At 51.0% G+C, this 10,020-nt stretch carries 15 protein-coding genes and 1 pseudogene; 6 read left to right on the forward strand and 10 right to left on the reverse strand.

The genetic code is table 11. The annotated features are described in order from the left end of the window. Positions 1–213: 213 nt before the first annotated feature. Complete coding sequence (locus AC5JO6_RS06040; protein WP_496080142.1) at positions 214–351, reverse strand: hypothetical protein; 138 nt, start codon at positions 349–351, stop codon at positions 214–216. Between the two features lie 238 nt (positions 352–589). Between AC5JO6_RS06040 and AC5JO6_RS06045 the strand changes: the two are divergent. Then, a pseudogene (locus AC5JO6_RS06045) lies at positions 590–934 on the forward strand (type II toxin-antitoxin system VapC family toxin); the annotation flags it as partial. Between the two features lie 75 nt (positions 935–1,009). Here AC5JO6_RS06045 and AC5JO6_RS06050 read toward each other — a convergent pair. The 4 genes from AC5JO6_RS06050 to AC5JO6_RS06065 form a co-directional block, all read right to left on the reverse strand. Beyond that, on the reverse strand, positions 1,010–1,246 hold the full coding sequence (locus AC5JO6_RS06050) for a hypothetical protein (RefSeq protein ID WP_496080143.1): 237 nt from the start codon (positions 1,244–1,246) through the stop codon (positions 1,010–1,012). Between the two features lie 5 nt (positions 1,247–1,251). Next, positions 1,252–1,491 carry a hypothetical protein gene (locus AC5JO6_RS06055; RefSeq protein ID WP_496080144.1) on the reverse strand — a complete coding sequence of 80 codons (240 nt, stop codon included), beginning with the start codon at positions 1,489–1,491 and terminating at the stop codon, positions 1,252–1,254. A 167-nt stretch (positions 1,492–1,658) separates the two neighbouring features. Next, entirely contained in the window at positions 1,659–1,868 is a 210-nt protein-coding gene (locus AC5JO6_RS06060; protein WP_496080145.1) for a type II toxin-antitoxin system HicA family toxin, read from the reverse strand. Further along, complete coding sequence (locus tag AC5JO6_RS06065) at positions 1,865–2,065, reverse strand: type II toxin-antitoxin system HicB family antitoxin (protein ID WP_496080146.1); 201 nt, start codon at positions 2,063–2,065, stop codon at positions 1,865–1,867. The genes AC5JO6_RS06060 and AC5JO6_RS06065 overlap by 4 nt, the downstream gene beginning before the upstream one ends. A 69-nt stretch (positions 2,066–2,134) precedes the next feature. Between AC5JO6_RS06065 and AC5JO6_RS06070 the strand changes: the two genes are divergently transcribed. Beyond that, entirely contained in the window at positions 2,135–2,263 is a 129-nt protein-coding gene (locus tag AC5JO6_RS06070) for a hypothetical protein (RefSeq protein WP_496080147.1), read from the forward strand. A gap of 49 nt (positions 2,264–2,312) precedes the next feature. Here AC5JO6_RS06070 and AC5JO6_RS06075 read toward each other — a convergent pair whose 3' ends face one another. The 3 genes from AC5JO6_RS06075 to AC5JO6_RS06085 form a co-directional block, all read right to left on the reverse strand. Beyond that, positions 2,313–2,543 carry a type II toxin-antitoxin system Phd/YefM family antitoxin gene (locus AC5JO6_RS06075; RefSeq protein WP_496080148.1) on the reverse strand — a complete coding sequence of 77 codons (231 nt, stop codon included), beginning with the start codon at positions 2,541–2,543 and terminating at the stop codon, positions 2,313–2,315. A gap of 138 nt (positions 2,544–2,681) precedes the next feature. Beyond that, positions 2,682–3,008, reverse strand: coding sequence for a PIN-like domain-containing protein (locus AC5JO6_RS06080; protein ID WP_496080149.1), 327 nt, complete (start codon positions 3,006–3,008; stop codon positions 2,682–2,684). Then, a complete protein-coding gene (locus tag AC5JO6_RS06085) occupies positions 2,992–3,216 on the reverse strand; it encodes a DUF433 domain-containing protein (RefSeq protein WP_496080150.1) in 225 nt (74 codons plus the stop codon). The genes AC5JO6_RS06080 and AC5JO6_RS06085 overlap by 17 nt, the downstream gene beginning before the upstream one ends. A gap of 115 nt (positions 3,217–3,331) precedes the next feature. Here AC5JO6_RS06085 and AC5JO6_RS06090 point away from each other — a divergent pair, with 115 nt between their 5' ends. Further along, positions 3,332–3,478, forward strand: a complete 147-nt coding sequence (locus AC5JO6_RS06090; RefSeq protein ID WP_496080151.1) for a hypothetical protein — start codon at positions 3,332–3,334, stop codon at positions 3,476–3,478. A gap of 4 nt (positions 3,479–3,482) precedes the next feature. On the opposite strand, the gene AC5JO6_RS06095 is transcribed toward AC5JO6_RS06090, so the two are convergent. Then, complete coding sequence (locus AC5JO6_RS06095; RefSeq protein ID WP_496080152.1) at positions 3,483–3,959, reverse strand: GNAT family N-acetyltransferase; 477 nt, start codon at positions 3,957–3,959, stop codon at positions 3,483–3,485. Positions 3,960–4,285: 326 nt separating this feature from the next. On the opposite strand from AC5JO6_RS06095, the gene AC5JO6_RS06100 reads away from it, so the two are divergent. Continuing rightward, a complete protein-coding gene (locus AC5JO6_RS06100) occupies positions 4,286–4,477 on the forward strand; it encodes a hypothetical protein (protein ID WP_496080153.1) in 192 nt (63 codons plus the stop codon). A gap of 66 nt (positions 4,478–4,543) precedes the next feature. Next, complete coding sequence (locus AC5JO6_RS06105; RefSeq protein WP_496080154.1) at positions 4,544–4,987, forward strand: ATP-binding protein; 444 nt, start codon at positions 4,544–4,546, stop codon at positions 4,985–4,987. Between the two features lie 151 nt (positions 4,988–5,138). Here the strand turns inward: AC5JO6_RS06105 and AC5JO6_RS06110 are convergent, their stop codons facing one another. Further along, positions 5,139–9,374 carry a response regulator gene (locus AC5JO6_RS06110; protein ID WP_496080155.1) on the reverse strand — a complete coding sequence of 1,412 codons (4,236 nt, stop codon included), beginning with the start codon at positions 9,372–9,374 and terminating at the stop codon, positions 5,139–5,141. Positions 9,375–9,727: 353 nt separating this feature from the next. Between AC5JO6_RS06110 and AC5JO6_RS06115 the strand changes: the two genes are divergently transcribed. Next, the gene (locus AC5JO6_RS06115; protein ID WP_496080156.1) at positions 9,728–9,967 is read left to right on the forward strand and encodes a hypothetical protein; all 240 of its coding nucleotides are present in this window, start codon (positions 9,728–9,730) and stop codon (positions 9,965–9,967) included. Positions 9,968–10,020: the final 53 nt, after the last annotated feature.

Raw genomic sequence — 10,020 nt, forward strand, 5'->3', positions numbered from 1 at the left:
TGCTCTCGCTTCCATAGCTGTCAATAACAAGTTGTCAATCACACAATGGCTTAAAGAGGATAAAGCTTCAAAATCAAAGGGCGATCGCCCAAAGAAGCGGAAACTGACGGTTAGCGTTACTCCGATTCTACATAGAATCTGCGCTCTATGAAGATTCACCAACCGTCTCTTATACCGTCAGCACAGCCGCTGAGTTGCTTGCTTAGCACAATGCTAGTTAGAGCGACCGATCGCGTATTCGTCTGTGCTTTGTGCAACAGAATTGGTTACAGCACCGACCACGATCGCTGCTTTGAAATCAACAATAAGCATTCGTTCAAACATTGAGCAAGCGTTCTGTAGGGCAGGCATATGTGAAAATGCTCCTCCCTTACAATCCTTAATTAGCAGCACGTCTCTAAGTCTGAGAGGCTGTTTGAAAAGCCGTCTCGACCGTAAAAAAGCTCACACGGTAGGCTTGTCAGTCGTGAACTCCAGCTTCGTGAGAGCCATGGTTAAAATCCTACTCAAGCAACCTGACCCACGCCCAATTTGACTTCATCCAATCGCTGCTGCCCGCTGCCAAACCCGGTGGTCGCCTCCGAAGTAGCGTGTCGTTGAGTTCTTTGCTGGATGTTCCAGTCAATTGGTAACCACTGAAGGTTGCGTCACTGAAGTGATGTGGCTGTTAGCGTCTGACTGACAGGTACAAAATGAGTTTCTCTCTCATTTAGCAAAGCGCATCGATGAGCGTAACGCTCTCTTGCATCCAGTTTTCACTCGCATTGCTGAATTGAATGCTCGGTATGCTGACTTGCCAGCAGATTTTTCGGACTTATCCCTGGTGGTTATTTCTGAACGACTCAGTATTGCAGCGATCGCGACGTTAGATAAAGACTTGGATATCTATCGCCGCTATTGCAACCAGGCGTTTGAACGAGTTTTCTATCCTTAAACAACGGAGCGGCGATCGCACTACGGCAGGGGCGATCGTGCAGAGCACTAAGAGCGCCTCTAATGCTTGTATGCTTCACTCTTCAACCGATGCCAGTAATCGTTCCCGAATGTCTTCAGGCAAGTCAACAATGACAAACCGACTGTGTGGATAGAGATAGTCTTCACCAGACTCATCAATCACCCGTAAAGAGCCTACTTCATCTGCTTTTGAATCTGGGAGCACTCGATAGACTTTCCAGGCTTCAAGATCTCCGTCTTCTTCGCCTGCGATGCAAATGGCAAATTGAACATTTAACTCTGTTATGTGCATCGGTTTTAATCCAAGACACGCTTGACTTTCATTTTACGCCGACCGACCCCGTGTGCTTCATACCAATGCAGTTCGGCTTGACGAACCTCACCATTCGGGAATTGCACTAAGCCAATGCCCTTAAGCTTTCGCCAGCGCCGACCGCCAAATTCATCCTTCAGTCGTTTCAACTCGCGAATCGACAGATTGACGGCAATCACTTCAATGTCTGTCGGATCACCAGTTATCTCGAAACCACTCTCCATAAACTAAGGATAGAGGATTCTCGGAATGCTGGTTCGTTCCTTAATCCCAGCCCACGCGAGAAGGGCGATCGCACGACAGGAGAGTGGCGATCGCGCTAGAGCATCAGTGTTGGGTTTTGAGGTCTCGATTCAACAATGGTGAGGAGCGATCGTACTAAAAACTGCTGCTATTGAAGATCGTCCTGTGTCATTCCAGCGTCCTTGAGAATACTTCTTAAGGTTCCAGTCGGTAAATCCCGATTACCATGCACAGGAATACAGAGAATCACTGTGTTCGCCTCTTTTGCGTAGATATGATGGCTACCCGTGATTCTTTTTAGCTCCCAACCGTAGCGCTCAACGATTTTGCAGAGTGCTTTGCCAGAAACAGATTTCATAGAGATAACTCAATTAACTGTTTCTCAGGCGCAAGTTCCTCTTGCTGACTGGCGACTTCAAGCCAACCTTGAACAGCCTCTTCAAGCATCTCCAATAACTGTTCATAGCTCTCTCCCCAGGTATGGCAACCTGGCAAGGCTGGAACGGAACCACACCACACGCCATCTTCTTGCCAGATAATCGCCTTGATCTTCATGAGCAGTTGCCTAACAGCTATCTGCTATGGATTTTAGCGCGATCGCCCTCACGCACGTAAACTGGATGGATGCTGAGTAAAACCAAGACTTACGACAGGAAAGCAGTGATTGCGCTAGAGCATCAGTGTTGGTTGCGCGGACTCAGTGCAACCTATGGCGAGGGGCGATTTTACTACCAGCAACGAGTCACTGAATAACTATCGTTGAGTACAAACCAGAGAAATGCCTGAGTATCGAGGAGAAACTTCATGGCATGTAGTCGCGAAAGTCTTTCAAATGAGTTTCGTCTTCGGACACGATGGTGAGGGTGTCGATCGCACTACCAGGCTGACGAGGTTTGCGAGCTGGCTGAAGTTCGGCAATGAGCCTAGCGACGGTGCGATCGCCAGAAAAAATCTGCACTTCTTCACCAGGTTGAAGACTAGCAATCAGTTCGGGTAGCCGAAGCTGAGCTTCTGTGAGTGGAATCCGCGTCATTGTTTTGTGCTTCCATGCGATCGCGCTTGCTTAATTTTACAGGTATCTAGAATGAAGGCGATCGCACTACGGCAACGGGCGATCGCTCTCAACGAGCGGATGCATCAGCGTTGTTGTACCGCACCGCCTACCCAACGTTCAGGAAACTCCCACTTCCATTACGTCTCCCGGAGCAATGGTATTCAACACGTTACGAACATCTGGCATCAGAGGCAATAAATCAGGAAGTCTATTGCTACACGCTACAAGAACAACGACTGCGACTCCTGCTTGTTGCAGGTTTTGTTGATAGCGCAGATTTTGATCTGTGGTGAGCAAAATTGTGAAGCCTTCTTGACTCATCAGTCGTAGCAATTCACCATTCTTTTTCCCTGACCATCCCATCTCGACGACTGTGCGTATTTCGTAATCAGTAAGCTCATGCTTTAGAGGTCGTGGAGCACATTCATCAAGCAGGATTCGCATAGGCTGTCAGCATTTCTTTGGCTAATTCAAGCGCTGCGATCGCTTGCTCACGTCTAACGCTTGGAAAATGACCTAAGAATTCATCCAACGGATCGCCTGCTTCGAGATAGTCGAGCAACGTTTTCATTGGCACACGCGTTCCAACAAAAACAGGCGTTCCCCCTAAAATATCGGGGTCACTATGAATAACACGCGCTGTGGTTGTCATACCTGTTGTCTGATAGCAGGAGTCTCTTTGATGTTAGCCTACAACGAATTGCCGAGAATGCCTCTTAGAAGCGATCGCACGGGAGGAACGCAGCGATCGCGCTAGAGCATAAGTGTTGGGTTTCGCGGACTTAGCTCAATGTAAGCAAGGGGAGATCGCACTACAGCAACGGACGATCGCGCTAGAGCATAAGTGTTGGGTTTCGCGGACTCAGCCTAATTTATGGCGAGAGGCGATCGTGCTACCAGCAACGAGTCACTGAATAACTATGCAACACCTGCCAATGATTTACGGAAGACCACTTTATCGACCCCATCAATGTAGAAGTCTCGAATTCTAGCTTCTTCTTCGTAGCCGCTATCGTGATAGAACTTCCGGACGTATTCGAAGTCTTCTGTTCCAGAAGTTTCTACCAGCAGCACTCGCTCACCACGTTCAGTTAGCATCTGCTCAATGTATCGCAGCAACGCAGTTCCACGCCCTTGCTTCTGATGTGCAGGATGAATCGCGATCAGATAGAGATTCCAGGTTCCATGAGTCATTCGTTCTGGTGCGACATGGGCAATACCGACTGGTTTACCGTTATAGTCAGTAAGCCACATACCCGGACTGGCTATTTCGCTATTAAAGTGCTGTTCAAGCATTTGGGCAAGGTCTTTAATTTGGTCTGCCTCAAAAAGTCCGGTTGCTTCTGCCAAAGCAAGTAGTGCATCGGTATCTTCAGGTGTGGTAAATCGAATCATTATCAGTTCGAGTAAAGGCTTTTAGACTTGCTTACATTGTTCAGGCATCAACATTAAAATTTCCCGCCACCTCAATAAGAAATTGCTGAGACACTGGCAACTAAAAGAAAACCTTGCACTTACTACCCATGCTATAAATTGAGCCGCCCAACGGCACAAGTCAGCGGGTGCAGATCAACTCGAACGCCGCAGCGATCGCCCATCAATAACCTTTGTATCGTCTTCATCAATCTGATGTTCGATCGCGGCACACACTCCCTTCCGTGTCCCTCGCCTACCGCCTACAATGAGGCTACAGCGAAGGCTCTGATTCAGCTAACCGTGCAATGTCCAAAATCGTTGAGATTCCGATCGAACTAGCCCAATTCGAGCTTCCCCAGGCAGTTCAAGCACGCTCACAACTCCTGCTGGAGCGTCAGGATGAAGGCTATCTGCTGTCTCAGACAGAACGACAGGAAACCGAAGGACTTGTTGAGTTGGCAGAATTTCTCTCGCTACTGCGTTTGCGCTCAAATTGAGCATACTCACAGTAAAATCGCAAAAATGCTTGATGTCATAGCGGTGCTTTAGCAAATGGGTGAGCAGTGGTCAACGAGCGATGGTCAGTGAGCAAGAAAAGCCAACTTCAGGTGCGATCGACGCTCGACGAACTCAGTCTGGTGTTGGATTGGTTTAATCAACTGCATCAGCCAGCGATACCGAAAACAGTTTGGATGCAGTGCCAGACTGCTTTAGCGGAAGGGTTAACCAATGCGATTCGTCATGCTCACCGGGGTAAACCAACCGAAACGCCTATCGAAATCGAGGTGACAATGCAAGCACGATCGCTGGAGATTCGGATCTGGGATCAGGGAGCTGGTTTTGATCTGGCGCAACGGCTGGCAGCACTGCCGCAAACGGTGAGTCAAGACGAGATTGGCGGACGTGGGTTATTGCTTTTGCAGCGCCTTACCGATCGCCTCAGCTACAGGCGGACGGGCGATCGTAATTGCTTGCTGATTGTCAAAGATTATGTTGCGACGGACTAGGAGCTTTGCACCATCGAAACGACTCAGCACAGCGGTACAAGTTCTTGGGTTTTAAGGCAGAAGGCAGGAGGCAGAAGGCAGGAGGCAGGAGGCAGGAGGAAAACTCTAATCCTCTTTGCTTCTGCCCTCTGCCCTCTGCCTCTCCGTGATATTAGAAGTGTGTTTCGAGCATGTGTTGCAGGGCAATCTGCACCCGTTCGTACTCTCGCTTCAGTTGTCGAATGGTTGCTGCACTCGCCAGAATGCCGTCTCGACTGTCCGCTTCTAGCTGCGTACAGCAGTTTGCAACGGCGGTTGCACCAAGGTACGCACTGCTAGATTTGGGTGCATGTGCCGCCCGGTTGAGCGCGGCTGCGTCTTGCTGAGAGACCGCTGTATCGATGGCTTGCAATAGCTCCAGAGCCTCTGTCAGGTAGCAATCAATGAGTTCCACGATGCCAGCGTTGGCATCATCCCCCATCACTTCGCGTAGAGCTTGCAGCGCTTTGTGGTCGATCGCCCCTGTGCTGATTAAAGCGGGCTGACCAGCAGATATCATGTGATGTGGGTTGCATCGACTCAGTGCCCGCACTAACCCCTCAACCTGAATCGGTTTACTGACGTAGTCATCCATGCCAGCATCCAGGCATTGTTCGCGATCGCCTTGCATGGCGTTGGCAGTCATCGCCACAATCCAGGGGCGACGTGCCGTCTCCCAGGTTTTGCGGATATAGCGAGTGGCACTTAAGCCATCCATTTCAGGCATCTGCACGTCCATCAAAATCAGATCGTAGGTTTGACGGCGCAATGCCGCGATCGCCTCTAAGCCATTACCTGCAACATCGGCGCGATAGCCTAAGCGTGACAGTATCAGCAGCGCCATTTTTTGGTTCACGGCGTTGTCTTCTGCTAACAGAATGCGTAGGGGCAAGCGTTCTGCCATGTGAGGGTCAAACTTGCTGCAAGTTTGGTCAGGCTGTGCTGGCGATCGCGGTGCTGCAAAGAGATCGGCTAAGACGTTGTAAAATTGAGACTGCTTGACAGGGCGATTTAGGTACGCTGTGAAGGGGCTAACAGAGGTGGAGCGATCAGGCGCTTCGGCGATCGGGTTTAAGCGATCACACGTCAGCAGCACTAGAGGCAGAGTTTGACCATACACTTGCCGTCGGATCACGGTTGCCAGGGTTTGACCTTTGATGGTTGAACGTTGGTCGTCTAAAATTACGGCATCGACCGACTCACCCGATCGTAAATAATGCAAGACTTCTAGACTGGAAGCAGCCGTATGCACCTGTGCGCCCCAGCCTTGAGCCTGAAGCACCAGATTCTGCCGACTGGTCGGATTTTTGTCTAGAAGCAGTAGCCGTTTGCCAGCCAGATGAGAGGTTGTAGAAACGCTAGACGGCTCTGTGACTGCCGCTTGCATGACGATCGAGAAAAAGAACGTAGACCCTCGTCCAACGTCACTATCGACCCAAATGCTGCCACCCATGAGTTCGCACAGACGCTGGCTAATTGCTAAGCCCAGTCCCGTGCCACCGTGGGTGCGGCTGATGGATGAATCAACTTGACTAAAGGGTTGAAACAGACGATCGAGGCGATCGGGTGCAATGCCCGCGCCAGTATCTTGCACTGCAAACTGAATGGTGTAAGTGGCTGCGTCGGGAGCCGTTGGGCTAGGAAGACGCTTCGGTTGCGGAGCCAGCACTGAAACACTCACTGAACCAGCGCTGGTGAACTTAATCGCGTTACCCACGAGATTCACTAAAACCTGGCGTAACCGGGTGCCATCGCCAAAAAGTGCCTCTGGCATCAGCGGGTCAATGACATAGGCAATGTCGAGTCCTTTGGCGATCGCTTGGGGTGCCAGTAGATCTAGCGTTTCCTCTATACAGGTGCGGAGCCTGAAGGGGTGTGGCTCTAGTTCCAGCTTACCTGACTCGATTTTAGAGAAGTCCAGAATGTCGTTAATGACCGTTAGTAGAGCATCGCCGCTCGTACGCACCGTTTCGACAAAATCCCGCTGTTGAGGGTCAAGCGCTGTCTCTAGCAACAGCCCGGTCATGCCAATCACCGCATTCATCGGTGTGCGAATTTCGTGGCTCATGGTGGCTAAGAAGTCGCTCTTCGCCCGATTTGCCCGATCGGCTGTACGATTCGCTTGCTCTAGCGCAAAATTTTGTTCGCTGAGTGTCTGCCGCTGCTGCACTTCTTGCTCTAACAAGCGAGCCTGTTCTAGCGCAATCCCCACTTGCAGCGCGATCGCCTCCAGCAGTTCCACCTCATCGGTTGTCCAGTCGCGGTAGGTGTCAGAGTGATGCAGCGCAATGAAGCCGTTCACCTGTTCCTGGTAGGAGGTACGGACTGCCAGGATCGACTTCAGCCCCATCTCCCAGGGAATGCATTCCTGGCATCGCGCCATGGTGGTCTGGAGCAATGGCTCTGTCTGGACATTGGCAGCGGCGATCGCCTGATCTTGGCTCAGAAGCTGCTCAACATAAAGATTTCCCAGTACTGGAATCTCGATCGTCAAGAGTGAGTTCAAGACAGAGAGGCTGTTTGCGTCTCGGTACTCCGCCATGATGGGAATTTTGGGCATCGGCGCGTCAATATAGGTATGAATCACACACCGATTGACGCGAAACGCCTCACCGATTTGAGTCGCCGTTGTTTGAAAAATTTGCGCGGCATCTAGACTTTGACGGATCTCTTCTGTAATGTGCCTCAGCAGTGCAGCCCGTTCTACCTGCCGTTCGAGTGCCCTGGCTACCTGCCGTCGTTCAATTTCGCCACCACTCCACTGTGCCATGAGCTTCAGCAGTTCTTGATCAACGGCGCTCAAAGACGTTTGCGCTGGGTGTTGGCTACAGAAGCAAAGCACGCCGTAGATGGTGGAAGCGACCATCACTCGCACGCCCGCATAGCTTTCCATGTGAAACCCTTCGTAGCCGGGATGATGCCTCCATTCAGACTGGCTGGCGTGCTGAATGTAGATGGGTTCTGACGCTTTGAGCGCTTCCAAACAGTAGGTCTGTGTTAGGTCAAAGACTGCGCCTGCAACGACTGAGCCGTCCGGCGTTTGGGCACTGATCACCTCATAGCGGTTGTCTTCAATTTTTGCCAAAAAGCCAAATTCGAGCTTGAACTGCTGACAACCCATGGCTAAGAGCTGCTGGAGCCGTTGCTCAAAGGTCAGGTCGGGAGTCGTTGTAATTTTGTGGAGGGTACGTAGAGCAGCCTCGCTGGCAAGCAGTTCTTGCTCTGCCTGACGGCGAATGGTGATATCAACCGCGACCCCTCCAATTAAGCAGGGCTGGGACGAGCCATAAATGGGGAACTTGTAGACGAGAAATTCACCGACGGTACCATCTGGTCGGGGAGCGATCTCGATCGCCTCCAATGCCTGCTTGGTTGTAGCGACGATGCGAATATTATCCAGAAATTGCTGGGCGATCGCCGTTGGGTAAAGGTCAAAAATAGATTGACCAAGCACATCTGCTGCTGATCCCTGAAACGTGCGCTGATAGGGTTGGTTCAAGTAAACAAGGTGCCCTTCAACATCGGTAACCCAGGCAAGTGTTGGGCTGTGATCCATAAACGCCTGGAACCGCGCTTCACTCTCTCGTAAGGCATTCTCTACGCGTTTGCGTTCGGTAATATCGCGCACCATAATCAGCACTTCGTCTGCTCCGGTGACGACGATACGCACTTCTTCTTCATGCAGTTGGTCGTCTACCAGCAGTTGTTGCTCATAGATTTGCATGATCCCACTTTGCAGCGCTTGCTGAATCTGGTGCAGGCGCTGCTGCGCGATCGCAGGCGGTAGTGAGTCATACACGTTGGAGCCAGTCAAGAAATGTTGTGCTTGATGGATGGTCAGGCGATCCTGTCCGGCAATGTCTAAATAAGTGCCATCGCCTCTGGTGCGCATCAGCAAATCGGGAATAGCCGCGATCAGAGCACGGTTTGTTTTTTCGCTCTTTTGCAGTTCTGCCTCGACGCGTTTGCGCTCGGTGATGTCACGAATGATCGTCACGACTTCGTTTTCGCCGCTGACCGCAATCCGCACCTCTTCATAGGTTGTCTCTCCCTTCCAGGTCAATTCATAGTCATAGGTTTGGGTTTGACCTGTACGCAGCGCTGCTTCTACGTAGTGCATCCGTTGCTGCACAATGTCCAAGGGCAGGAAATCAGATAAATTTTCCCCGATCATGTCAGTGCTCGACATGACGGTTCTAAAGGCTTTAGCTGGCTTGAAGTCAAGGAAGGTGCCATCGCTGGACATACGAATGATCAAATCTGGAATCGCCTCCAGGAGCGCTCGATTTGTCGCTTCGCTTTTGTGTAACCCTGCCTCTACCTGCTGCCGATCGCCGTCCTGGTTCGGTTCTGGATGGGTTATTGACATGAAGGCTGCGCGAAGCAGCGTGAGCCATTTGCGGCAACCGTTTGTCATTGATCGGAACACAGGACTCCTTTGATTAGCGCCATGACGAAAAAGGTAACCCATTTAGCACGGACGGCGATCGCCTCACGCTGCTGAAGCTCATCGAGATCTCTGTTCCTAGGGTTCCCAGATGCTTAAAACTACAACTCGACACTGCTTTTGTTTATGAACCCCAAGAGTTGGAAACTGGTGTGTAGTCGCAGCCTGATTGCACTCCAAAACACGGTATTCCGAGCGTAGAACTCAGTGAATGGAGCGTAGAACTCGGTGAATGGAGCGTAGAACTCGGTAAATGGAGCTTTGCACTCGGACGGTTGAGCGTAGAACTCAGTGAATGGAGCTTAGAACTCGGTGGATGGAGCTTAGAACTCGGTCAATGGAGCTTAGAACTCGGTGGATGGAGCTTAGAACTCAGTGAATGGAGCTTAGAACTCGGACGGTCGAGCTTAGAACTCGGTCAATGGAGCTTAGAACTCGGTCAATGGAGCTTAGAACTCGGTGGATGGAGCTTAGAACTCGGACGGTCGAGCTTAGAGGATGTCTTAAAAGTCTAGATGCGTGTAGCTCTGGCGACTGAAGTCGCGGCTACACGCACAAAACCTGCCTA

It is taken from the genome of Tildeniella sp. (assembly GCF_059505325.1).

What these genes read in the sequence shown, in the direction of transcription:
- AC5JO6_RS06055 (WP_496080144.1), bottom strand. Translation starts at nt 1,491, where the DNA reads ATGGAGAGTGGTTTCGAGATAACTGGTGATCCGACAGACATTGAAGTG.
- AC5JO6_RS06065 (WP_496080146.1), bottom strand. Translation starts at nt 2,065, where the DNA reads ATGAAGATCAAGGCGATTATCTGGCAAGAAGATGGCGTGTGGTGTGGT.
- AC5JO6_RS06075 (WP_496080148.1), bottom strand. Translation starts at nt 2,543, where the DNA reads ATGACGCGGATTCCACTCACAGAAGCTCAGCTTCGGCTACCCGAACTG.
- AC5JO6_RS06100 (WP_496080153.1), top strand. Translation starts at nt 4,286, where the DNA reads ATGTCCAAAATCGTTGAGATTCCGATCGAACTAGCCCAATTCGAGCTT.
- AC5JO6_RS06095 (WP_496080152.1), bottom strand. Translation starts at nt 3,959, where the DNA reads ATGATTCGATTTACCACACCTGAAGATACCGATGCACTACTTGCTTTG.
- AC5JO6_RS06070 (WP_496080147.1), top strand. Translation starts at nt 2,135, where the DNA reads ATGCTGAGTAAAACCAAGACTTACGACAGGAAAGCAGTGATTGCGCTA.
- AC5JO6_RS06060 (WP_496080145.1), bottom strand. Translation starts at nt 1,868, where the DNA reads ATGAAATCTGTTTCTGGCAAAGCACTCTGCAAAATCGTTGAGCGCTAC.
- AC5JO6_RS06080 (WP_496080149.1), bottom strand. Translation starts at nt 3,008, where the DNA reads ATGCGAATCCTGCTTGATGAATGTGCTCCACGACCTCTAAAGCATGAG.
- AC5JO6_RS06040 (WP_496080142.1), bottom strand. Translation starts at nt 351, where the DNA reads ATGCCTGCCCTACAGAACGCTTGCTCAATGTTTGAACGAATGCTTATT.
- AC5JO6_RS06110 (WP_496080155.1), bottom strand. Translation starts at nt 9,374, where the DNA reads ATGTCAATAACCCATCCAGAACCGAACCAGGACGGCGATCGGCAGCAG.
- AC5JO6_RS06085 (WP_496080150.1), bottom strand. Translation starts at nt 3,216, where the DNA reads ATGACAACCACAGCGCGTGTTATTCATAGTGACCCCGATATTTTAGGG.
- AC5JO6_RS06050 (WP_496080143.1), bottom strand. Translation starts at nt 1,246, where the DNA reads ATGCACATAACAGAGTTAAATGTTCAATTTGCCATTTGCATCGCAGGC.